This is a genomic window from Bacillus alveayuensis, assembly GCA_030812955.1.
GTDB lineage: Bacteria > Bacillota > Bacilli > Bacillales > Aeribacillaceae > Bacillus_CB > Bacillus_CB alveayuensis.
In genome coordinates, this window is record JAUSTR010000006.1 from 21,323 (window position 1) to 44,653 (window position 23,331).

25 protein-coding genes are annotated in these 23,331 nt (G+C 35.9%); 6 read left to right on the plus strand and 19 right to left on the minus strand.

Features of this window, described 5'->3' with window-relative positions; translation table 11 throughout:
• Positions 1–1,569: a sigma-54 interaction domain-containing protein gene (locus J2S06_RS08910; RefSeq protein ID WP_419152062.1), complete on the plus strand. Its 1,569-nt coding sequence runs from the start codon at positions 1–3 to the stop codon at positions 1,567–1,569.
• 85 nt (positions 1,570–1,654) lie between these two features.
• On the opposite strand, the gene ilvD is transcribed toward J2S06_RS08910, so the two are convergent.
• From ilvD to J2S06_RS08930, 3 genes are all read right to left on the minus strand, one after another.
• The gene (gene ilvD, locus J2S06_RS08915) at positions 1,655–3,331 is read right to left on the minus strand and encodes a dihydroxy-acid dehydratase (RefSeq protein WP_044896240.1); all 1,677 of its coding nucleotides are present in this window, start codon (positions 3,329–3,331) and stop codon (positions 1,655–1,657) included.
• A gap of 319 nt (positions 3,332–3,650) precedes the next feature.
• A complete protein-coding gene (locus tag J2S06_RS16110; protein ID WP_459077049.1) occupies positions 3,651–5,396 on the minus strand; it encodes a methyl-accepting chemotaxis protein in 1,746 nt (581 codons plus the stop codon).
• A gap of 112 nt (positions 5,397–5,508) precedes the next feature.
• Positions 5,509–6,210 (minus strand): EAL domain-containing protein, encoded by a 702-nt coding sequence (locus tag J2S06_RS08930; RefSeq protein WP_083979404.1) that lies wholly within the window; start codon positions 6,208–6,210, stop codon positions 5,509–5,511.
• A gap of 174 nt (positions 6,211–6,384) precedes the next feature.
• On the opposite strand from J2S06_RS08930, the gene J2S06_RS08935 reads away from it, so the two are divergent.
• Entirely contained in the window at positions 6,385–6,723 is a 339-nt protein-coding gene (locus J2S06_RS08935; protein WP_419152063.1) for a helix-turn-helix domain-containing protein, read from the plus strand.
• Positions 6,724–6,803: 80 nt separating this feature from the next.
• Here the strand turns inward: J2S06_RS08935 and J2S06_RS08940 are convergent, their stop codons facing one another.
• From J2S06_RS08940 to J2S06_RS08995, 12 genes are all read right to left on the minus strand, one after another.
• Positions 6,804–7,931, minus strand: coding sequence for an AbrB family transcriptional regulator (locus J2S06_RS08940; protein WP_419152064.1), 1,128 nt, complete (start codon positions 7,929–7,931; stop codon positions 6,804–6,806).
• A gap of 144 nt (positions 7,932–8,075) precedes the next feature.
• Positions 8,076–8,279, minus strand: a complete 204-nt coding sequence (locus tag J2S06_RS08945; protein ID WP_044896244.1) for a cold-shock protein — start codon at positions 8,277–8,279, stop codon at positions 8,076–8,078.
• Positions 8,280–8,499: 220 nt separating this feature from the next.
• Positions 8,500–9,678 (minus strand): LL-diaminopimelate aminotransferase, encoded by a 1,179-nt coding sequence (locus J2S06_RS08950; protein WP_419152065.1) that lies wholly within the window; start codon positions 9,676–9,678, stop codon positions 8,500–8,502.
• Positions 9,679–9,996: 318 nt separating this feature from the next.
• On the minus strand, positions 9,997–10,575 hold the full coding sequence (locus J2S06_RS08955; RefSeq protein WP_407638525.1) for a lysophospholipid acyltransferase family protein: 579 nt from the start codon (positions 10,573–10,575) through the stop codon (positions 9,997–9,999).
• Between the two features lie 133 nt (positions 10,576–10,708).
• Complete coding sequence (locus tag J2S06_RS08960) at positions 10,709–11,716, minus strand: quinone oxidoreductase family protein (RefSeq protein ID WP_044896247.1); 1,008 nt, start codon at positions 11,714–11,716, stop codon at positions 10,709–10,711.
• 174 nt (positions 11,717–11,890) lie between these two features.
• Positions 11,891–12,796: an NAD(P)/FAD-dependent oxidoreductase gene (locus J2S06_RS08965; protein ID WP_419152066.1), complete on the minus strand. Its 906-nt coding sequence runs from the start codon at positions 12,794–12,796 to the stop codon at positions 11,891–11,893.
• Between the two features lie 13 nt (positions 12,797–12,809).
• A complete protein-coding gene (locus J2S06_RS08970; RefSeq protein WP_419152067.1) occupies positions 12,810–13,670 on the minus strand; it encodes a DUF421 domain-containing protein in 861 nt (286 codons plus the stop codon).
• 23 nt (positions 13,671–13,693) lie between these two features.
• A complete protein-coding gene (locus J2S06_RS08975) occupies positions 13,694–13,900 on the minus strand; it encodes a DUF1657 domain-containing protein (protein ID WP_044896249.1) in 207 nt (68 codons plus the stop codon).
• Between the two features lie 5 nt (positions 13,901–13,905).
• A complete protein-coding gene (gene spoVAE / locus J2S06_RS08980) occupies positions 13,906–14,262 on the minus strand; it encodes a stage V sporulation protein AE (protein ID WP_044896250.1) in 357 nt (118 codons plus the stop codon).
• A 5-nt stretch (positions 14,263–14,267) separates the two neighbouring features.
• Positions 14,268–15,281, minus strand: a complete 1,014-nt coding sequence (gene spoVAD / locus J2S06_RS08985; RefSeq protein ID WP_419152068.1) for a stage V sporulation protein AD — start codon at positions 15,279–15,281, stop codon at positions 14,268–14,270.
• Positions 15,281–15,760, minus strand: coding sequence for a stage V sporulation protein AC (spoVAC, locus tag J2S06_RS08990; RefSeq protein ID WP_419152069.1), 480 nt, complete (start codon positions 15,758–15,760; stop codon positions 15,281–15,283). Before spoVAC ends, spoVAD begins: the two co-directional genes overlap by 1 nt.
• Positions 15,761–15,772: 12 nt before the next feature.
• Positions 15,773–16,225: a hypothetical protein gene (locus tag J2S06_RS08995; protein WP_419152070.1), complete on the minus strand. Its 453-nt coding sequence runs from the start codon at positions 16,223–16,225 to the stop codon at positions 15,773–15,775.
• Between the two features lie 200 nt (positions 16,226–16,425).
• Between J2S06_RS08995 and J2S06_RS09000 the strand changes: the two genes are divergently transcribed.
• On the plus strand, positions 16,426–17,010 hold the full coding sequence (locus J2S06_RS09000; protein WP_419152071.1) for a YkoP family protein: 585 nt from the start codon (positions 16,426–16,428) through the stop codon (positions 17,008–17,010).
• Between the two features lie 44 nt (positions 17,011–17,054).
• Positions 17,055–17,867: a metallophosphoesterase gene (locus tag J2S06_RS09005; protein WP_419152108.1), complete on the plus strand. Its 813-nt coding sequence runs from the start codon at positions 17,055–17,057 to the stop codon at positions 17,865–17,867.
• Between the two features lie 105 nt (positions 17,868–17,972).
• On the opposite strand, the gene J2S06_RS09010 is transcribed toward J2S06_RS09005, so the two are convergent.
• Positions 17,973–19,427: an alkaline phosphatase family protein gene (locus J2S06_RS09010; protein ID WP_419152072.1), complete on the minus strand. Its 1,455-nt coding sequence runs from the start codon at positions 19,425–19,427 to the stop codon at positions 17,973–17,975.
• 153 nt (positions 19,428–19,580) lie between these two features.
• The gene (locus J2S06_RS09015; protein ID WP_044896255.1) at positions 19,581–19,829 is read right to left on the minus strand and encodes a DUF1657 domain-containing protein; all 249 of its coding nucleotides are present in this window, start codon (positions 19,827–19,829) and stop codon (positions 19,581–19,583) included.
• Positions 19,830–20,016: 187 nt separating this feature from the next.
• Between J2S06_RS09015 and J2S06_RS09020 the strand changes: the two genes are divergently transcribed.
• Entirely contained in the window at positions 20,017–20,253 is a 237-nt protein-coding gene (locus tag J2S06_RS09020) for a hypothetical protein (protein WP_419152073.1), read from the plus strand.
• A 145-nt stretch (positions 20,254–20,398) separates the two neighbouring features.
• Positions 20,399–20,704, plus strand: a complete 306-nt coding sequence (locus J2S06_RS09025; RefSeq protein WP_419152074.1) for a hypothetical protein — start codon at positions 20,399–20,401, stop codon at positions 20,702–20,704.
• A 396-nt stretch (positions 20,705–21,100) separates the two neighbouring features.
• On the opposite strand, the gene J2S06_RS09030 is transcribed toward J2S06_RS09025, so the two are convergent.
• Both J2S06_RS09030 and J2S06_RS09035 read right to left on the minus strand, forming a co-directional pair.
• Positions 21,101–21,484, minus strand: a complete 384-nt coding sequence (locus J2S06_RS09030; protein ID WP_044896257.1) for a hypothetical protein — start codon at positions 21,482–21,484, stop codon at positions 21,101–21,103.
• Positions 21,485–21,630: 146 nt separating this feature from the next.
• Entirely contained in the window at positions 21,631–23,331 is a 1,701-nt protein-coding gene (locus J2S06_RS09035) for an ABC-ATPase domain-containing protein (RefSeq protein ID WP_419152075.1), read from the minus strand.

The following is a 23,331-nucleotide window of genomic DNA, read 5'->3' on the forward strand; positions in this document are numbered from 1 at the left end:
ATGATGCATCTTAACCTTTCTTTGAAAGCGCTATCTTTACCTTTAGATAACACTCATAAAGTTAAACATATGAAATTCGTTCCTAAAAATGATCATTTATCAGATTTAGAACACTTATTAGATGGACAAGATCTTGCTTTAGTTGATGAACAAGGAAATGTTATAGGTTGGGTTCCATATACAAGAATAGCCGATGTGCTATTAAAACAATGGAAAATCTTATCCTCTTTTTACGAAACATTGTTAAAAGCAGTAGATGATGCGATTACAGTGGTCGATAAAAATGGAACGATTATCTCTTGGAACCCAAAAGCTGAAGAGCTTTATCAATGTAGACAACAAGAAAGTGTTGGGAAACATATCACAAGCTTATTTAAAGAAGAATCCGTCGTTTTAATGTCAGCATTAAAAGATGGTAAATCTGTTGTAAGACAATATAATCAGCCTAAGTCAGATGTCCACGTATTAATTAATACACAGCCTGTTTATTTAAAGGATAAAATTGTTGGCGGTATTTCGGTTGAACGAGACATTAGTGATATCGTGAAATTAAATGAAGAACTTTTATCAACGACCGCTTATATACAGCATTTAGAAAGCCAAATGAAATCAGATGAAAAACATGACCCTTTTCATAAAATTAAAGGAAGAAGCCCTGCTTTAATGAATGCGATCCATTTAGCGAAAAAGGTTGCTTCAACTGATGCTCCTGTATTAATTACAGGAGAAAGTGGTGTCGGAAAAGAATTGTTCTCTCAGGCAATTCACCAAGCAAGCGAAAGAAAAGAGCATCCTTTTGTTGCGATTAACTGCGGTGCCATTCCAGCAGCCCTTTTTGAAAGTGAATTGTTCGGTTATGAAAAAGGTGCCTTTACTGGTGCTGTAAAAGAAGGAAAGAAAGGAAAGTTCGATGCGGCAAAAGGAGGGACATTATTTTTAGATGAAATTGGCGAAATGCCGCTTGATTTGCAAGTAAAACTTTTGCGTGTACTTCAAGAGAAACAATTTTACCGAATTGGTGGGACGAAACCTATTCCAGTTGATGTACGTATTATTGCCGCAACAAATCGTGACCTTGAAAAAATGGTCTCAGAAGGAACATTCCGCCAAGATTTATATTACCGATTGAACGTCGTGTCTATCCACATTCCCCCATTAAGGGAGCGAATAGAAGATATTCCTGAGCTTATCCAGCTTTATTTAAAGGAGTTTTCTATTAAATACAAAAAACCCACTCCAACGATCGATCCTGAAGTTATGTACCGTTTTATGGAAAATTCGTGGGAAGGAAATATTCGCCAATTGCGAAATACAATTGAACGAATCATGATTCTAGTCGACGAAGAAACGATCACCCCTCACCATCTGCCAGCACCATTTAACCAAAAACCAACAATGGTAATACCTAGGTTAGAAAGAGAAGACCCTGTTCCATTGTCTCATTTATCGGAAAAAGAAAAAATTCAATATGCTTTACAAAAAACATATGGAAACAAATCCGCTGCAGCTAAGCTATTAGGGATTTCGAGGATGAGTCTTTATAATAAGTTAAAAAAATATGGGTTGTAAAGCAACAATCTTTTAGAAAAGAGCCACCATTTAAAACCACTTAAAAGAAAAGCTCCTTCCAATTGGCTTGGAAGGAGCTTGCATTTTAGATTTTCATCACACCGCCAGTACTTGCTGATGTCACAAGCTTTGAATAACGGGCTAGATATCCTGTTTTAACTTTCGGTTCGAAGCCTTTCCAGTTCGCTTTACGTTTTTCCCACTCTTCTTCATCAACGTGGACATCCATTGTCCGTTTTTCAATATCGATCACAATATAATCGCCATCTTGAACAAAAGCAAGTGGACCACCTTCTGCTGCTTCTGGTGAAGCGTGTCCGATCGATAAGCCACGGGAAGCCCCAGAGAAACGTCCGTCTGTCACAAGAGCGACTTTTGGACCAAGTCCCCGCCCGACAATTTGCGATGTCGGGGCAAGCATTTCTGGCATACCAGGTCCGCCTTTAGGTCCTTCATAGCGAATTATGACAACATGACCTTCTTTTACTTTTCCGCTTGAGATTCCTTCTAACGCTTCTTCTTGAGAGTCAAACACGATGGCTGGACCTTCATGTCTTGTAATACCGTTTTGGACCCCACCTGTTTTAATTATGGCCCCATCCGGTGCGAGATTGCCGAATAAAACAGCTAATCCGCCTGTTTCAGAATATGGGTTGTCAATTGGACGAATCACATGGTGATCTTTGACTTCACAACCGGCAATATTTTCACCCAGCGTTTTTCCTGTAACGGTCATTGTATCAAGATGGAGTGTACCTTCTTTTTTCGTTAATTCATTAAGGACCGCTGATACTCCTCCTGCTTCATGCAAGTCTTCAATATGAACGTCAGACGCTGGTGCTAGCTTCGCTAAATGCGGGACACGAGCGGCCACTTCATTAATGCGCTCTAGCGGGTAATCAACTTCTGCTTCATTGGCAATAGCTAGTGTATGTAAAACCGTATTTGTTGATCCACCTAATGCCATATCAAGGGCAAAAGCATTATCAATTGCTTTTTCTGTCACAATATCACGTGGTTTCAAATCCATTTCAATAAGCTTCATTAATTGTTTGGCTGATTTTTTCACTAATTCTTTCCGCTCAGGTGAAACCGCTAAAATTGTACCATTTCCTGGAAGTGCTAGTCCGAGAGCTTCGGCAAGGCAATTCATGGAGTTTGCTGTAAACATTCCAGAGCATGAACCACAAGTAGGACAACCATATTGTTCTAACTCTTGCAGTGCTTTTTCATCAATTTTTCCTGATTGATAGGCACCTACTCCTTCAAAAACAGAAGATAAGGATATTTTCCGTCCATCACTTGTCTGACCAGCTGCCATCGGCCCGCCGCTCACAAAAATCGTTGGAATATTTATTCTCATGGCGGCCATCATCATTCCTGGTGTAATTTTGTCACAGTTCGGAATACATACCATCCCGTCAAACCAATGGGCAGAAACGACTGTTTCAACAGAGTCCGCAATAATTTCACGGCTTGGCAATGAATAACGCATGCCAATATGTCCCATTGCAATTCCGTCATCAACGCCAATTGTATTAAACTCGAATGGAACCCCACCAGCTTCTCGAATCGCTTCCTTCACAAGTTTCCCAAATTCCTGAAGATGAACATGACCAGGAATAATGTCAACATACGAGTTCACAACAGCGATAAAGGGTTTGTCAAAATCTTCATCTTTGACACCTGTCGCTCGTAATAAACTGCGGTGCGGTGCACGATCAAAGCCTTTTTTAATCATGTTGCTTCGTAACTCTGCCACAATTAATCCCTCCGATTTTTTATACTTTCAAAGATTCAGTAAATTTGATATTTTAATATTATACTATTATTTTAGTTATTAAACAAAATTTTTGTTATAAATTCTTAAAAAATTGAATGTTTATCTTTTACGAACTTCCATCTCATAGTCAATTCAAATAATCTTTTAATAGTCTTCAAATTCGTTTATCAATCATTCCCTGTAAACTTGATAGTATAAAAAATAATATGGATATTTTTTAATCATCAGTAATAATAATCTAAGGTGAGGAATTTATCCTCACCTTTACAGATGAATGAAACCATTTTCTCCTTCTAGTTTATAATTTAAATTGACGCACTAATCCATTCAGCTCTTCCGCTAGTTTCGCAAGCTGCTCTGAACTGTTCGACATTTCTTCCATGGAACTGTTCGTTTGCTGTGCAGCGGCAGAGGTTTGTTCAATTCCTGCAGCTGACTCTTCGGAGATTGAGGCGACTTCTTCAATAGAGCGGTTCATTTCATGACTATTTGCAGCGATCTCTGTCAAGTTATCAGACATTGTTTGAATATGCTGAACCATCTCTGTAACAGCTTCGTTAATGGTTTGAAAGGTTTCGCCTGTCTTATTAATTTGATCTATTCCATGTTCGACTTCTTGATATCCGTTTTGCAAAGAATCAACGACCATTCTCGATTCATTTTGTATATTGCCTACAATGTCCGTAATATCTGTAATGGAAACCGAAACTTGCTCGGCGAGCTTTCTTACTTCATCAGCGACTACGGCAAAGCCTTTCCCGTTTTCACCAGCTCTTGCCGCTTCAATTGCTGCGTTTAAGGCCAATAGATTGGTTTGGTCTGCAATTCCTTGAATAACTGAGACTAATTTCGTAATTTTTTGCAAATGGCCGTTCAAGCCTTGCACTTTGTCAATAGACTGTTGGAACGTTTGATCAATCTTCGTCATTTGTTCTGTGGAAGAATTCATAAGTATGCTTCCTTTATTGGCAACATCCAACACCTCTTTGGAAGCTGATTGTATCTGTTCTCCTTTCTCGCTTGCATCTTGTATTTTTTTTGTAAACAACTCCATGTTTGAAGCCATTTCTCTTGCATTGTTTGCTTGTGACTCAGAACCTGCCGCCAATTCCTGCATCGTCGTTGCAATTTGTTCCGAACCAGCCTTCACTTCATTTGCTGAATGAGTTAGTTCCTCGCTATGACTCGTCAGAATTTCAGAAGCATTCGAAATATTTGTCATAATAGATTTTAGCCTGCTTTGCAGTTCGTTTAATGCTTTCGCAAGTTTGCCGGTTTCATCTTTCAAACGGATTTTCATCTCATCATGTGTTAAATCGCCATGAGCTAATAAATACATGCGTTCAGAAACGTCATGGATCGGTTTAGAAATGTTGTTTGAAAATGCCCACACAATCAGAAAACCAATCATGACCGTTATCCCAATCACAATGAGTAGAAATGTTAAAAGCTCTTTTGCCGGTTTGTTAAAATCCTGCAAATACGTGCTGGCAACGACCGTCCACTGCCAATGCGGTTCCGTTTTTGTATACGCAACTTTTCTTTCAATTTGATTTTTATTATTCGGCAATGACCAATGATAATAAACAAAGCCCCCACCTTTATTTCCAACCTTGATGAGCTCTTGTACAAATTTCACACCATTTTTATCTTTTAGATCCCAGTCGTCGCTTCCTTCATCAGTTGGATGTGCAACTTGTATGCCATTTTGATCATATACAAATAAATATCCGTTTTCACCTAAATCAATGTTTTTGTTTATTGGACGTATCCCGTCAGCACCCTTTTCACCTAAAATAGCAATTTTTACTTTTTCTTGTGCTTCTTCTAATGAAATTGTTCCTTTTTCTACTTCTTCATTTAACGAATTAATCATTTCAATGGTCATTTCCACACTGTTTTTTAACTTTGATTCCCCTAAATCATTTAAACTCGTAGTGGCTTTTTGATAACTTAACAAACCTAAAATAATCAGAGGAATCGTTAATAAAAGAAATGAAACGATCATTAACTTCATACGAATGCTAGTACGTATCTTGTTCAAATTCCGTCACCTTCCTAAAAAAACTAGAGCAATTGCTGCTTCTTCAGCATAATCATTTTAAAATATTTTAATAAAACTACTATTCTAAAAATACACATTATTTTTGTTCTTTTCAAGGCAGCGGCTTTCCTAACAAAAATCCTTGTGCATACTGAACTCCTAAAATTTTAGCCATCGCCAAATCTTCCTGTTTTTCAATCCCTTCCAATATTAATTTGATATTGGTTCGTTCACAAAGATATAACAGTTTTTTCACAATATCTTTCTTTTCATTACTCTTATGTATGTTATATGCTATAGAACGGTCTACTTTTAAATAATGAGGGTTTAGATCAACAAGAGCCTGTAAAGAGATTTCTTCTTTTCCGAAATCATCTAGTGCTACTTGAAACCCTTTCTCTTTTAGATATTGAATATTTCGAAAAAACTCCTTTAAATTTTCAATTTCTTTTCCCTCAACGATTTCAAAAATAATTTGATTGTTTGAGTAGAAAAAACCGTCTAATTTTTGAACAAAATTCCGAAAAGAGGTATCGATTAACGTAGATGGAAACACATTAATAAACAATCGATGCTGAAAATGTTTTATCTTGTTTAGCGCACAATGAAAGGATAACGTATCTAATTCATATAAGATACCGCATTCTTTTGCTATTTGAAACATTGTATCCGGATCTGAATAATAATCAGAACGAAGCAAAGCTTCGTAGCCGTAAATATTCCAATTGTTAATATCATATATTGGTTGAAAATAATGGTAAAAAGATTTATTTTCTAATATTTGCCTCATCCGTCTTTTTTCCTGTATGCGCAATCGTTAAACCCCCTATTTTATAGTTCAAATTTCTTAATAAAAAACATCTTAAATTTAGAAATAACATTTATAGTATATATTTTATTAATTTTAATATCAATAGTCTCTTGGGGGGTTACCTGTCTTGGTAGATTGTAAAAAGGTATCAGTATTACCCCCAAGGAGTGACATTTTATGTGTAAAATCCAAAAAACGATAGGAGAGAGAATCCGAAATTTTCGAAAACAAAAAGGTTGGAGCCAAGAAGAATTAGCGGATAAAGCGAGTCTTCATTCAACTTACATAGGTCAAATCGAACGAGGAGAAAAAAATGCAACAATAGAAAGTATCGAAAAAATTGCAAACGCACTTGAAGTTTCATTAGAGGATCTTTTTAAATCCATTCAGCCCATTGAAAAAAAGGAAGATTATACACTTTCTCAAATCATCACAAAACTACAAGCAAGATCTATAGAGGATCAAAAATTCATTCTTAACATGATCGATCAATTATTTCTTTGGAAAGACCAATAGTTGTTCAACAAAGAGAAACATATAGAAAAATTTCTCCCACCTTGAAGCGATAATAAAGGTGGGAGTTTTTCCTAAAGGATTTAACTATTCCGTGTTGTATGAGAATGATTACCTTTTAGTTCTTTCCATTGATGTAACAGTTTAATAAACGGTGGCAGGACGATGCAGACTAAAACGACGCGCAGCACTTGAACGACGACTACAAATGTTGAATCTTCGTGAAGCACAGCTGCAGTTGTTGCCATTTCCGTTATACCGCCCGGAGCAAAAGCAAGCACGGCTGTGACAAATGTAATTCCCGTTAAATTTGAAACTATATATGCACAAATAAACATGGATAAAATTAAACCGATCGTACTAAATAAAGCAACCATTATCGTTTTTTTCAATCCCATAAACATGTTCTTATGAAATTTCGAGCCAATGCTAGAAGCGATCAAAACTTGTGCGGCAATAATCAAAAACTTCGGCCACCAAGCTGCTACGTTGGAACCGGTTAAATATGAACCTATCGCTTGTGTGCATGCAACACCAAGCATTCCCCCAACTAACCACGGCGCTGGAAACTTTAAATATTTTCCAAGTTGACAACCTGTCCATGCCGCAAATGTTAACACAACCGTCCATATTAGCTGGCCTGTTTCATAATCTAAAACTGGGCTACCCGACATTTGTTCTTGATTGACCGCTAACAATGATACGATAAGAGGCACACTAAATATAACTAAAAAGACCCGCATCGATTGTATGATGCTGACAACTCCAATATTGCCGCCGACTTCTTCTGCAATGCTAGGTATTACAGATAATCCACCGGGTACCGTTCCAAATAAACTTGTCAGCATATCTATTTGGCTAAACTTCCATAATATAAGGCCTGATAGTATAGAAAAAATCATGGACAATAGAAGCATTGCCATGATTGTCAACCAATGATTTGAAAAAACAGTCAAAACAGTCATATTAATTTTTTGCCCTAATTCAATCGCTAAAATTAATTGCCCAATATTCATCCAGTATCGATGGATCTCCCATTTTTCACTATGGATTGTAAACGAAAGGGGTTTCCAAAATGAAAGAATGCCTGCCATCATTAATGTTCCAATCATCCAGCTAATGGACAGGCCTGTTAAAGACAAACATAACCCACCGACACAGCTGATCATTATAAAAGAAATATCACGGAAAAAACTTATTAGACGCTTCATCCTTATCCTTCTTTCCATTAACAAGTTGTTCCGCCATTATTTCATTCTTATTGTATACTTATCATCTTTTACTTTCCATTAAAAAGAAATGAGGGTGTCCCAAATATATACATTTAGGACACCCTCATAATTCATCCTATATCATTAATATATTTTTTGTACGTTCGCTGCTTGTGGTCCACGGTTTCCATCAACGATTTCAAAGGAAACGGCTTGACCTTCTTCTAATGTTTTGAAGCCGTTGCTTTGGATTGCTGTATAATGAACAAATACATCGTCACCGCCATCCACTTGAATAAATCCATAACCTTTTTCAGAATTAAACCATTTTACTTTACCTGTTTGCATCTAAATAATCCTCCTAAAAAAATAAATAATCTTCCATTATGTAATGGCATGAATGTAAACAAAGAAAAAGCCGCGGCTTTCGTGTAGGATAAATGCTAGCCTACACTTCAATGAAGCCACGACTTACATGAATCCTTGGTTATTCACGTACATAACGGTTATCTGTATATTACCAGTTATTATATAAAAAGTCAACAAAATCTTGAAAGAACATCATGTTTTATCGATTATTGATCATTGGTATTACATGACTTTCCGCTATTCTTTTGATCGCCTCTTGCAATCGTTCAAGCGGCTGAACAAGAGCAATGCGGACATATCCTTCCCCATATTGGCCAAAAGCATTTCCTGGAGTGACGACAACACCTGTTTGATCTATGAGTTGGTAAACAAACTCCGTAGATGTATACCCTTCAGGTATTTTTGCCCAAACAAACATCGTAGCAGGCGGTAAAGCGACATCCCAGCCGATATTTTTCAACCCATTTACGAGAACATTTCTCCGTTCCTCATAGAGGTTTTTATTCGCTTCTAAAAAGGTATCACCCTTTAAAAGTGCTTGAATGGCTGCGCGTTGAATTGGAGAAAAAACTCCATAATCTAAATTCGATTTTAATTTCATAAAATGTCGAAGCAATTTTTTGTTTCCAACAATGTATCCAATTCGGCTGCCTGCCATATTAAAACTTTTGGACAACGAATTACATTCAAGTCCAACCTCTTTTGCTCCTTTTATAGATAAGAAGCTTATCGGTTTTTGCTGATCAAATATTAATTCTGAATATGCAAAATCATGGATCACAATTATTTCGTATTTTTTGGCAAAAGCGACAACCTTTTCAAAAAATGATTTTGTAGAAAGTGCTGGTACAGGATTCCCAGGAAAATTTAACACCATCATTTTCGCTTTTTGGGCAATCGATGGAGAAATATTGTCTAAATCCGGTAAATAACCATTTTCTTCTAAAAGCGGCATTGAATAGATGGAGGCGCCAACAATATGAAAAGCCGCTTCGTAAGCAGTATAGCCAGGGTCTGGAAGAAGAACAATATCCCCCTCATCCATAAAGGCTAATGGGAGGTGCATCAGTGCATCTTGTGAGCCCATTGTTTGTAAAACTTCAGTTTCCGGGCAAATATCAACATCATAGCGCCTTTGATAAAATTGAGAAACGGCTGTATGAAATTCAGGTAAACCTGTTAATGAATATTGAAACGCATCTTTTTTCGTTATTTCTTCGATCATCGTTTGTTGAATAAAAGACGGCGGTGGTTGATCTGGACTTCCAATACTTAAATCAATTATATCTTTTCCTTCTTCTATTTTTTTATATTTATATTGAGCTAATTCACTAAATATTAGTTGGTCAAACCGATTCAATCGTTGTGAAGCAATCACGTATGTCCCTCCTGAATTTACAAAGGCTTAATCTTTCTCCTTGGCTGTTTTCGTAAACTTTGTTGCTTGACAGTCGAAAAGCTATCGTATAGTAAAGCAACAATCTTTTAGAAAAGAGCCTTTTCCTTTCAAGCTACGATATAATATTAAATGATTGATATTCAATCAAAACAAACATCAAAAGATCGTAAAATGTCTTTACCATTTGAAAATGTTTTTATTTCAAATTATACCATTTTTTCTAGCCACATTTGACCATCATTTTCAATAGCCTCCGAACGGATTAACTCTTTTAAGGAACTGGCTCATGCAACCATATCAAATCTTTTCTAACTGTTGAATCCGTAATGACAATTCATTTGTTTTCTCTATTAATTCTTCCTTCGTCATTTTTTTGTGAAAATAAATTGGCTCTCCGAAAATGATTTTAATTTTTTTTCGTTTCCATAATTCTTTTAAATTTTTTGGTCCCTTATAAGCAGCCGGTACAATTGGAACGTTAGCCAAATTCGCAATGGTAACAGCACCTCTTTTAAAAGGAAGATCTTCTTCTGTTCTAGTTCCACTTGGAAATATCCCGACAATCTTTCCCTCTTTTAAAAGTTTAACCGGTAATTTTATCGTTTTTGGACTTGGATTTTCTCGATTTACAGGAAAAGCATTTAAGGCGAATAAAAATTTTCTTATCCACTTCCTTTGAAATAGCTCTTTCTTCGCCATAAAGTGAATCGGAATTGGCCAAAGAGCAACACTTAATGCTACAACATCAACCCAGCCTTTATGGGAACAAGTTAAAATATAGCCTTGATTTTCTGGTAATACATGTTTATGAGTAATCGAAAAATTGCCGAGCTTTGTCAACAACATTTTTGCCAACCATCCTAATAATTGATACAGCATATGAAATCCCTCCCATCATATTATATCATCTCATATTATGAGCAGGTTCTAAATTATTTACAAAAAAAATACGCCAGCACTGTGACGTATTTAAATCAATAAAAAAACTATCCGACATTTCTAATAAAACCTAATCCTCTATTTTTAACGTGATTTTTCCGAAATTTTTCCCTTCTTCCATATAAACTTGTGCTTGTTTTACTTCTTCAAGTGAATACGTACGGTCGATAACTGGATGAAGGGAATGCTTTTCATATAGGGATAGCATGTTCATAAAGTCACGAGGGCTTCCCATTGTGGTTCCTCTTATGTCCATATTTTTAAAGAAAACACGCGGCATGACAAACTCTGGAATAGGACCGCTTGTTGCTCCAAAAGAAACGATTCTCCCCCCAGGAGCTGTTAAGTATATAAAATCGTTAAAGCTTGGACCTCCTACACCGTCGATCACTAAGTCGGCAAACCCCATTATGTTTTTAAGTTCCTTTGCCCATTTCTCTTTTTTATAATTTACTCCACCTTTCGCTCCTAATTGAATCGCTTGTTCAATTTTTTCATCACTGCTTGACGTAACATAGACGTCAGCCCCGACTGCATTTGCCATTTGCAGCGCAAATAATGCTACACCACTTCCGATTCCTGGTATCAATACTTTTTCCCCTTTTTGCACTTCTCCTCTTGTAAACAAAGCCCGATAGGCAGTTACCCCAGCTAATGGCAGTGCAGCTGCTTCTTCCCAATTTAAATGATTCGGTTTTGGATAAACATTTTCTTCAGGTACGACAACATATTGTGCGTACGTTCCATTAACCGGCATACCGAGAATTTGAAACTCTGGATTGGAAAATCGATCGTTGTCTCCCCAATTCAAACCTGGATTGATAACCACTTCATCGTTAATAGAAACGGATGTCACTTCGTCTCCAATCTCTACGACTTCCCCAGATCCATCTGAACCTAATATCGTTGGTAGTTTCATGCCAGGGTATAGCCCATATGTAATAAATACATCTCTTCTGTTTAAAGCTGCATATTTTAATTTTATTAGCACTTCTTTTCCTCTCGGTTTTGGAATATCAATTTCTTCCAATTTAAGTTTATCAGGTCCCCCAAGTTCTCTTAATAAAACGGCCTTCAAAGCATTACACCTCCATAAATTTTCATAAAGCTTTTATCTAAGTTATTCTTGATGAAAAACGGTTTTCCTGCCTAAAAAAAGATTCAATATAAGGGAATACTTCTTAAGACCGTTTACTCGTCGTTTTATTACAACAATTTTATAAGAGAAATCAAATCTTGAGCTAAATCTTACTCATCTTGAATGATGATCCATGATTCGTTTATGAACCCAAATGGCTGCTTGTGAACCGTCACCCATAGCAATTGCCACTTGTTCTGAATGTGCGACTACATCTCCAGCAGCAAAAACATTTTGAACATTTGTTTCTTTCGTTCTAGGGTTTACAATGATATGGTTGTTTCCATTTAAGGAAACCCCGAGATTTTTCGCAAGTTCAGATTGTACTTTGTTATTTCCAAAAGCAATAAAGGCATGATTTGCAAAATGTGTTTCCCCATCAGTTAACTCTATTCCTTTAAACTGCCCTTTTTTTGCCAAAACCCTTTTTATTTTTTTCGGGATGTAACGGATGAAGTTTTGCTGAAGAGAGTTTTGAAGCTCCTCATCTAAAGGAATTCTTTCATGGTTGATATATGTTATATCATTCGTCCAATATTTCAACGTTATGGCTAAGGTTGCACCAGATTTACCTGATCCAATTATGAAAACTTTTTTGTTTAATACTTCATAGCCATCACAGTCAGGACAAATATAGATAGATTTCCCTAAACAAGGGATGATTTCCTTTAGATCCTCTGGTATTCTGTCGACAACCCCAGTAGAGAAGATAAGGTGATGTGCAAAATATACATGTTCTGTTTTCGTTTCTAAACGAAAAGGATGGTGCTTGCGAATGTTTATGACTTCATCATTAACAAACATAACTCCATATTGTTCAGCTTGTTGTTTCCCCAATGTTCGTAACGTATTACCACTAACTCCATCAGGCCAGCCAAGAATATTATGGTATTGGCGGCAAATCGTTGATCGTCCTGAATGTGAGTCAATCACTAATACATCGTGCTGGTAACGTCCTAGTTGGATAGCTGCTTGAAGTCCAGCAATTCCTCCACCAATAATAATACAATCATATATCATCTTTGTACTCCTTTTAAGATTTTAACAAAGGGGTAAGCATTTCAATCATTTCGCGTAACTTATTTTTATTTTTTAGATACATTTGTTTTGCTTCCCAGTTTTCTGTTTGCAAGGCAAATATTTCAAAGTCTGCTTCCACCTTTTTAATAGATGCAAGTATTAGTTGTTTTTCCTGAGGAGCAGGTACCTCAAGTTTATCATCATATAAATCGACATATAGCTGACCATGAGCATCTACTTGGGCTAAAAATACATTTTCAGGGGCAACGCCGATTTTATCCAATTCTTCTTTCAACCAGCGTCTGCTTAAACCCATTGTTGATAATGATTCATCGATAATGGAACCATCCTCGATTACCATTTGCGGCTCTTTAATTGGAGCCGGATTTTCGATGATATCCCCAACTACTAAAGGTTGTTTCTCTTTTTTTAATAGAACGCTAATATCGCCAGTCGTTTCAAGTGTTGCAAATTCTACATCTGCTGCATGGAAAATCCCTTTTTTCCGAAGCTGTTCCATTAAACTTTGGGCTGTAAATTTTTCCTTTTTTAAATTATCTTCCATTATTTTTCCATTCTTAATAAAAATAGTCGGTTTTCCTTCGACAAATTCTTGAAAGCGCGGACTTTTTAAGGAAATGTAAGATATGAGGATTGGAACAATCGCCCAAATGAAAATGCTGATAATTCCATTAACTAAGTTTAACTCTGCATCCATCGACAAAGTACCAGCAATATCACCGATCGTTATTCCAACTACATATTCAAAAAAGGATAATTTTGAAAGCTGCTTTTTTCCTAATAATTTTGAAATAATAAATAAACCAATTATGATTGAGAATGATCGTATGACAATTTCAACCCACTCTGGCATCATCTTGACTCCTTTTCCGACTGTTAATATCCATTGTATTGTGGTTCTTCATACTCTAACTGACCAATTCTTTTTTTCAAATCATGAATAATTTCTTCTGTCATGACCATTGTTTCATGAAAAGTTTTTTGTGCTTTAGGATCGGTTGATTTTAATGCTAAGTTTTGCAAACCTGCATGAATACTTTTTAAGCTTGCTAAACTTTGTTTAACTTGTGAAGCTACCGTCATTATTATCACCCCTTTGGTTTAAATAAAAGTGCTCCAATAAATCCAAAAATAATTGCAGCAGATATACCAGCGCTTGTCACTTCAAACATTCCGGTTAATACACCGATAATTCCGTGTTTTTCTGCTTCGGATAATGCACCATGAACGAGTGAGTTTCCAAAGCTTGTGATGGGAACAGTTGCACCAGCACCCGCAAAATCAATGAAAGGTTCATACAAGCCGAGACCATCTAATATCGCTCCAATAACGACAAAAATACTTAATGTATGTGCAGGTGTTAATTGAAATACATCAAAAAAGATTTGACCAATCACACATATCAAACCGCCAATCACAAAGGCCCAAAAAAAGGATGTTATCAAGCTATTCACCCCCTATATTCAATTGCCACCGCATGTGCAATGCATGGGATCGTTTCATTTTGCTGGTAGGTTAAAGGAGATAATAATGCCCCAGTTGCAACAGCAAGAATTTTTTTGAACTCCCCTTTTTTCATTCTGTTTAATAGGTGTCCGTAAATGACAACAGCAGAACAACCAGCTCCACTTGCTCCTGATAAAACAGGCTGACCGTCACGGTAAATCATGAGGCCACAATCTTGAAATTTATTTTCATCCATTAAGAACCCATGTTGGTGAAATAAATCTAAAGCGACAGAACGTCCAATTTTTCCAAGGTCACCTGTCACAATAAGATCATAATAATTTGGATCAAGGTTTAGATCACGAAAATGAGCTTCAATCGTATCAACCGCAGCAGGTGCCATAGCTCCACCCATGTTAAAAGGATCTGACATGCCTAAATCAACGACTCTTCCGATCGTCGCCGCCGTAACAACAGGAGCTTTTCCTACCCCTTTTTTTCCGAGTAAAGCGGCCCCTGCACCTGTTACAGTCCATTGCGCTGTTGGTGGTTTTTGCCCTCCATATTCGGTAGGATAACGAAACTGTTTTTCGATTGCCGTATTATGGCTTGCTGCCCCTGTCAATAAATAATTGGCTCCACCATAATTCACTATATATGCCCCGAGAGCGAGTCCTTCCATAGAGGTCGAACAGGCACCAAATATACCTAAAAATGGAACGCTAAACGTTCTAGCTGCAAAACTAGAGGGGGTAATTTGATTCACTAAATCACCAGAAATAATAAATTCTACCTTTTCTTTTTCTAGATTTGCTTTTTCTAACGCTTTAAAATACGCTTCTTCAAAAAGAACTTTATGTGCTTTTTCGTAAGAATCTTCTCCCAGCCATAAATCTTCATGAAGAAGGTCAAAATCATCGGCCATTTTCCCCTTTGCTTCAAACGGACCTCCGACCGTACCAGTTGATAAAATCACTGGTTTATTGGCAAAAACCCATGTTCGATGTCCTTGAAGCATTAAAATCCCCCCCATTGAATGAAAATCGTTTTAATGAGAGCAACTACAAAGGCAGAAAAAGTACCGAATAATATGACCGATCCAGCTAGTTTAAACATATTGGAACCGACACCGAGGACAAAACCTTCTGTGCGATGCTCGATGGCAGCTGATATAACCGCATTTCCAAAGCCGGTAACGGGAACGGCACTTCCAGCACCACCAAATTGAGCGATCCGGTCATATACACCAAACCCTGTCAATAACATCGAGATAAAAATCATCGTCGCGACAGTTGGGTTGCCTGCTGTTTGTTCTGTAAAATCAAAAAAATAAATATAAAAAAGTTGAATTGCTTGACCAATAGAACAAATGATTCCACCAATAAAAAAAGCTTTTAAACAGTTCTGTAAAACTGGTCGTTTTGTTTCATGTTTTTTTTCTAACTGATAATACTCTTGTTTCGTAGGTGTCAAATTTTTTCTTTTTTCATTTGCCATATTTCCACCTTCTTATGCTTGTTCTTTACTTAATTGAATAATTTTTTTTACTTTTTTCTTGAATTTTTTCTTGTTTTGCTTATCTTGCTCTTTAGCTAATTTTTCAGTTTCAATAAAAATCTTCAAATCGTTTGAAGTTGTAACTTGATAATCTTTAAAATGTTTTTCCAATATTTTTTTTGTGTTTGCTTCAATTTTTTGGCGTTGAAATCTTTTAAAATGATTGACTTTAAAAGCCACTAATAAATCTTGGTCTGTATTGACACTGACAGCTTGTTGAATACCATCAACTTCCTTGATTAAGTTAATCGCTTTTACGGAAATAGACTGATCATATGGATGGCTCGTTTTCATACTGATCGTTTGCAGCTTCGTTTGAGAGTCATTCGTTTCATTGTTTTGTGTACACCCTTGAAATAATAAAGAAAAAACAAGTACTGTCATGAAAAACAATCGTTTATTCATCTAAACCATTCCTATCTGATATGTATTATGAATAGAAATCATACGTATTTTTGTTGTTATTCTTAATATGACCTAAAAATGTATGAAGTAAAATTGTTATTTTTTTACACAAATCATTTAACCTTTCATTTCCATTTCTAAAAAATTTGAATGATTAACAAGCTAATGGTTGAAGAGAAATGGAAAGGAGAAGAACATCCGTGATCATTCGTCTCTATTTTTTAAGTTTATGGAGCTTTATTGATCCGATCTATTTTGCATTCACACGCTTACAATATCTTCATTCGAAACAGCATTTCTCCATTTTTCGTGTAAGGCTTACGAAATATAAAGGCAGAAATGTTACACTATCGGATGGGACACAAATCAAGAAAAACGATCTGTTAGTAAAAATTCATTTACACAATGTCAGATTATATAAAGAAGTCATGTTCCAGTCGAATTCAATTAGTAGAGGTAAAACCATTTATCGAATGGTGCAGCAGTCGTTTCCTAGTTTAGCTGATTATGTCCAACATCATCCTAAACAAGAAAAAATAAAAGGCGTTATTGGAATAACTATGATTAATAAAGGGATTAAAAAATTAGGATTCGAAACAGCAGAACCTAAAAACCATTATTATATTTGGTTAAAAAAATTAACACAAATTCCTATTTATTTCCTTTTTGCTTCAGATCTAAAGGTCAATCATGTCAAACGCCAAAAACCCACTTATTTATTTATGTCAAAAAGTCAATTAATGAAAAAATATAGACAAAATCATCCATCCACGATTTCCCACTAGGAGATTTCCCTTCCCTTTACTATACTGGTAATTAGGGAGGGGATATTTTGATGATCTTATCGATTATTTTCATTGCCGTTGTAACGGCTTTATATTATAAAGCAAATCAAAATACAAAGGATGTCGCCATCAATACGATTTCATTGGAGAAAACAAATAAGTTGCAAAATGACCACTTAACCATTCTTCATTTATCTGATATTCACCTCGAAAACATTTCCATCACACCAAAAATGCTAGAGGGAATTGTTTCAAAACAATCGATAGATCTGATCGCATTAACTGGCGATTATCTTGATCGAAAAAGAAGTATTCCAAAACTGATCCCTTATTTAAAAATATTAAAGAAAACCAAACCTCGATATGGGATATATGCTGTATTTGGAAATCATGATTATTTGTTGCGTGACAATCATTTTGAAAAACTGAAAAAGACACTTGAAGAATATGGGTGCAACACATTGCAAAATGAGTATGTAACAATTGATATGAACGGTAAGAAAGTCAATATAATCGGTATTGATGATTATAGTACGAAACGGAGTAATGTAAAAAAAGCATATGCAGGTATTAAAGAAGGATTTAATCTCGTTTTGACACATGATCCAAATATTGTATTAGATATGAACAACTATCATTATGACTATTTATTGTCAGGGCATTTCCATGGCGGACAAATTCATTGGCCGAAGCCGTATCATCTTATTAAAATGGGAAAACTTGTCCGCATGAATATGGTGAAAGGACTTCATTATCATAATGGGAAGCCTTTTTATATTAGTGAAGGACTTGGACAAACAGGTGTAAACATCCGTGTAGGAAGCCGACCGGAAGTAACTTTTCACCAAATATCTTAAACTGTACAATAAGTTATCTATATTTCAACGAAAAAGCAGGAACGGTAATTTTTTTCATTTCCTGCTTTTTTCATAACAGAGATAATAATTTCTTTATAACGAACTTCAAATCAAGGATAAGATCCAATCTTTCAAATCGATGATTCGCAAATATTTTGGAGCTGATTTCGTGCCCGTAACGATCATCGGAACTAAAGAATCTTGTTTATGAAGCCCCCCATGACTGGCACCTCCAACGTGTGTTGGCGAACCTTCACCAATAAATTCAAACCCTGGTTTTGCGCTTACGGTAATATAATCGCCTTGATGGGAAGTTAATGAACTATATATTCGAGCAAGTGCGTCAGGATACAGATCAAATGAAATAGTGTTGTTATTTATAGATAAATGTAAAATATCGATATTTCCATTTATTTCCCATGATTGATTATATGGATCAACATATGGCCCACCCTTTTTAAATATCAGTTCACCTTCTTTTACGCTTGATACAACGTGAATATGGTCGTTTTTCTTATAGGCAATGACATCAATTCTGTCATCAGACTGTAATTGTTTAACAATATCTTTAGTCGGTACTCTTACTTCGTTTACTGGATAAATGTAGGCCATTCGTTCATTAACTGCGAGTACGATTTCATCTTCTTTACTAGGCGTTTTTTCTCGTAATTTCATAATACGGTATGAACCGAGTAGTTTTCTTAAATCAATCAAAGCCCTTTCTGGATCATTTTCAATAGGAGCTTGTCCGTTATCTCCTAATAAAATCCAAATGTTGTTTGTCAATGCATCCTCCCACGTAGAAAAAGAATTTAAGATCTTTTGAAGATTAAGATCTAACGATTGTAAACCCTTTGTATCTAATGGTCCATGCTTATGAACGGTTTTGTCCATATCAGGAAAGTAAACAATGGAAAAGTGCGGAAGCAGATTTGATTCAATAAGATAAATGAATTCTTGGGCAGAAAACGAATCATTAAAACCATACCGATTCCAAAAATGGCTATACTTTTTCCTAGGACTTTGTTTAGAAAAGGAACCATATGTAAATTGCTTCGCACCCTTTGTAAAGTTCTTGTTTTTAATAGAGGGAATAATATTTAAAGGGAAAGGACATTTTAGCATCTGGTCAAATTTTCCTCGATAAATTAACGTATTAATGGAAGCTGTCGTTAAACCTTGATCTGCTAATTCTTCATGTATTGTTTTCACCTCCTTGCTCAAATGTTCATTGTTCAAATGAAAAAATATATCTTGTAAAGACTTCATGAGCCCAAGCTTGACCAATTCCCGTATATGACTCCCATAGTTGATTAAACGCCTTTCTGTTTCGTTATACCAAACTAAACCCGGAATCTGATGCTTATCCGCATATGTACCTGTTAATAAAGAGCTGTCAACGTTGACAGACATGGTCGGAAATGGACTTACAACATCTTGATATACTTTCCCATGATCCATAAAAAACTGGAGTGCTGGGGCTTTTCCTTCGTTAACTGCTTTTTGAAGAGATGGGTACATTAAAGAATCGATAAGAAGCATTATGACCTTCTTAGACATTTCGGTTACCATCCTTATTCCAATATTGTTTATTGTATTATTTTAACCAAAATGAAGTTTTACTTTGCATCATTTGATGAGAAGGTTGAGTTTTTTCTTCGCATGCTATAAAGAAAGCAGGCAATGAAACGATTTGCCTGCTACATGAGCATGTTAACGGTTTTGTTTTTGTTGTTTCTGTTGCTGTGCTTGTTGTTGGTTTTGATTATATTGCGGTTCCTCTTGTTGAATTTGTTGAAGTCTTTGATTGACAAGATCAACGATTTGCTGTGTTTGTTGTGCTGCTTGTTGATACATTTGCTTCGCTTGTTGGTTATCGGTTTGCAGAGAAAACGTTTCAAAGCTTGCTTGAGCACTTTTTAATCCAGCTAATGTTTGTTGAACTTGGTTTACTACAGTCATGAATAGTTCCTCCTTTAAGTTGTGATGAGAATACACTTTTAAAATGCTCCATTATCATTTTTTTATGTTGGGAAATGACAGTAAATCTTCACAATGGAACATTTCCCAGTATACTTCAACAAGTAAAACAAACAATATAACCGTTGAGCAATGACTCAACAATTTTTGTAAAAGAGGTGAATGGAAATTGAACAACATGCGTCGGTTAACGTCATTTTTAAATATAGGACAATTCCGAAGAGGAATGTTTGGACAAAGACGCAATAACCGTGGAATGATGTGGCTGTCGTTGCTTGGGATAGGACTCGGAGGAGTTTGGGCATATATGAACCGCAATCAAGGAACGAGAGGAATTCAAGGGGTTATTCAGCCAATGCAAAAACAATTTATGAGTAAATGGAAAAACACCGTGCCTAATCAATAACATAAAGTAACATACATTTTCAGAGCTGATTTTCCATCAAAGGAAAATCAGCTTATTTTCATGATTTAGGCTTAACCCTCGATAACCTAAGACAAGTGCGGAACATAGGATAACATGTGACATTTTGAAAGAAAGAGGGATTTTTATGTATTATCACTATCCATATTATCAATATGATCCTTACCAACATTTACGACAATTTCCGCAATACCCACAATCGGAAATCATGGTCGAACAGTTCATTAAAAAACCATTATATCCACATCTGAAAACAAAAACTTTACAAACGATTAAACCTTTTGTCCAATACGGATTACAAGAAGCAAAAGCCACTTCTTTTTCTCACGCTTTAACTGAGGTTGCTGCCATGTCTTATTTGCTTGGAAAAGGAATGGACCCTCAAACCGCCTATTTCACTGTCGAATCTTGGGAAGTAAACGAAATGTTTTAACAAATAAAGTTTATACGAAAAGTTCGAGGGAAAACTCGAACTTTTTGTATATTAAATCAGGCGTGTTGGTTAACCAATAATAACCAGTTAAGATGGTTCTATTTCTTGCTTTTCTGCCTGAGTCGGCAAGCGAACAGCTTGCCGACTGGGCATGCTATACGCATGCCCTTCTCGAACAGGAACATCAGCGGTCAAATGAATTTGTCCGCTGGCGTTCTTGTTCGAGGGATGTGGCAGAAAAGCTTGTGTTCAGCCATACGATTCTGTATTTTTATGTAAAATAATTCTTGTGATATTTAATATGATTTTTTTCATGTTATACGTAGCCGTACACAAACGCACGTTAAAGGCATTAGTACTTTTCCTTTTAAATGAATATGAAATAAAGACGCTTATTTACTTTATTTTCTCTACTTTACTCAAGCCATTAACACTCGAAGAAATATCAAAGTAAGCTTTGATAATATCTCCTTCTTTTAAAGATTGTTTTAATGGTTCATCCAAGCTTTCTTCAGTGAAGGAAAATTTAAACCCATCCTTTGATTGGGCAAAATACGTATCATCTTGAACTTTTGTTATTTCACAATAAAAAACTTTATATTCTTTTTCATTTTTTAACGTTATCGTTTCAGATTCAGGCAACTTCATTAATACATCTTTTGAGCTTTTATCAAAAAAATGAAATGTAGGAATACCAGTTACAAAATATTTAATGATTAGTAATACAAACAAAATAAACAATAATAATGCCAAAATTTTTTTCTTCAATTCTAAGGTCACTCCGATTCCTCCTTCGTCACAAGATGAAAGAAGAGCAGCTTGCCATGCTACTCTTCTCAATATATTAATTATTATTTTATTCAATTTTATGACCAAGATGATTGTCATACGATGTGAAAAATAGGAACGATTATGACCCCCATTGACTAAATGCATTTAAGTGTACGCAGTCGATTGAAAGCTGCTGCAATTTCATAACGGCGAGGGCGAGCAAGTTCTCCAGGATGTCCTTTATGAGAAGAGATGGAATTTAGACCTTCTTTTTCGATTTTTTCTTCAATGAAATTTAAAATTTGCTGTACATTCATCTTTTTTGACAAAATGTTATTTCGTTCTAAATAAAACAATATTTCTGCAATCATTCTCGTTTGGCTATCATCTATTAATTGTTCTACATGTAGTAAATGAATATCGCTTTTTCCGTATTGAATATGGTACCGTCCTCGCACATTTATTTTATGTTTATTCCCTTTTTGAGCATTCAAACTATTCGCAAGTGGTATTCGTTCTTGAATTATACCAAATTGATGCCCCCCCTCATTTTTTCTGCTAATAGGATTGGCTTTAGCAATTCGTTTTGCTTCTTTCGTTACATCATATGGTAAATACTCCTCAACTTTAATTACACAATCAGCGACACGAAAATAATCTCCCGAACCTCCCATGACTAAAATGGTTGATATGTCATAATCTTGTTTTAGTAAGTCAACCTTATCAATAAATGGTGTAATCGGCTCTGATTTTTTTGCAATGAGCTCCTGCATTAGGAAATCACGGATCATAAAATTCGTCGCACTCGTATCTTCATCTATTAAGAGAGTTTTTGCACCGGCTTCCATCATTTCAATAATATTGGCTGCTTGAGAAGTACTGCCACTTGCATTTTCTGTTGTAAAATATTTCGTATCTTTTCCGTATGGCAGTTTTCCAATGAATGGAGATATATCAACCTTCGAGATACTGCGACCGTCCTCTGCCCGAATTTTGACAGCTGTTTCATCTGTTAAGACGAATTCTCTTCCATCCCCTTCGATATGGTTATAGACACCTTGTTCAATAGCTTTAAGCAAAGTGGATTTTCCATGATATCCACCGCCGACAATTAATGTAATGCCTTTTCGGATTGCCATTCCTGTTATTGGGGTGTTGCGGTGAGGAACCGGAATTGAAATTTCCAGCTCTTTCGGACTTCGAAATGGAATGACTCCTTTTTTTAAAGGCTTGTCACTAATCCCGCTTTCTCGTGGCAAGATCGCTCCATTTGCAATAAAGGAAATTAATCCATTCTTTTTCATATACTTTCGAATCGTTTGTTGTTGGTCCATTAAATAGACGCTACGTTGTATGTCTTTTTCTCGAATATCATATACAGATTTTTTTAACATTTCTGGGATTATGCAAAAAAATATTTTCTCTGCTTCTTTACCTAAAATTCTTCGTCCATGTGCAGGCAAGCCAACTGATAAACAAATCGTGATAAACTGATCACTTATTTGAACGGCAGTCCTTTCGATCACTTTTTGATTAGGACGATCGATCATAATAACCCCACTTTTACCTGATCCTTTTATTCGGTTTTGTAGTCCTATTAACTCTTTATGAACTTTTCTCGCAATGAAATCTTCACAACAAATTTTTCGGTATTTTTGATCCGTCCATTTTGCTTTTATTTCCGTTCTATTTCTCGGAACGACTACCCTTATTTTAGAAGGGCTTGCGAAAGGATCTCCTTGTACGTGATCAATGAATAATGTAAAGCTTGAAAACTGATATTTTCCTTGAATCTCTTTGTATGCTTTATACCCTTTTTGATCAATTTTTTTTAATGTTTTCCGTAATCGTTCCAC

Bases quoted from the DNA above. Each gene is read 5' to 3' on its own strand.
- J2S06_RS09010 (WP_419152072.1), bottom strand. From the start codon at position 19,427: ATGTCTAAGAAGGTCATAATGCTTCTTATCGATTCTTTAATGTACCCA.
- J2S06_RS08975 (WP_044896249.1), bottom strand. From the start codon at position 13,900: ATGACGGTAGCTTCACAAGTTAAACAAAGTTTAGCAAGCTTAAAAAGT.
- J2S06_RS09015 (WP_044896255.1), bottom strand. From the start codon at position 19,829: ATGACTGTAGTAAACCAAGTTCAACAAACATTAGCTGGATTAAAAAGT.
- J2S06_RS08945 (WP_044896244.1), bottom strand. From the start codon at position 8,279: ATGCAAACAGGTAAAGTAAAATGGTTTAATTCTGAAAAAGGTTATGGA.
- spoVAD (WP_419152068.1), bottom strand. From the start codon at position 15,281: ATGCTTCAAGGACATCGAACATGGGTTTTTGCCAATAAACCAGTGATT.
- J2S06_RS08910 (WP_419152062.1), top strand. From the start codon at position 1: ATGATGCATCTTAACCTTTCTTTGAAAGCGCTATCTTTACCTTTAGAT.
- J2S06_RS08970 (WP_419152067.1), bottom strand. From the start codon at position 13,670: ATGCCAGAGTGGGTTGAAATTGTCATACGATCATTCTCAATCATAATT.
- J2S06_RS08940 (WP_419152064.1), bottom strand. From the start codon at position 7,931: ATGAAGCGTCTAATAAGTTTTTTCCGTGATATTTCTTTTATAATGATC.
- spoVAC (WP_419152069.1), bottom strand. From the start codon at position 15,760: ATGGCAAATGAAAAAAGAAAAAATTTGACACCTACGAAACAAGAGTAT.
- J2S06_RS09025 (WP_419152074.1), top strand. From the start codon at position 20,399: ATGTATTATCACTATCCATATTATCAATATGATCCTTACCAACATTTA.
- J2S06_RS08995 (WP_419152070.1), bottom strand. From the start codon at position 16,225: ATGAATAAACGATTGTTTTTCATGACAGTACTTGTTTTTTCTTTATTA.
- J2S06_RS08965 (WP_419152066.1), bottom strand. From the start codon at position 12,796: ATGATATATGATTGTATTATTATTGGTGGAGGAATTGCTGGACTTCAA.
- J2S06_RS08935 (WP_419152063.1), top strand. From the start codon at position 6,385: ATGTGTAAAATCCAAAAAACGATAGGAGAGAGAATCCGAAATTTTCGA.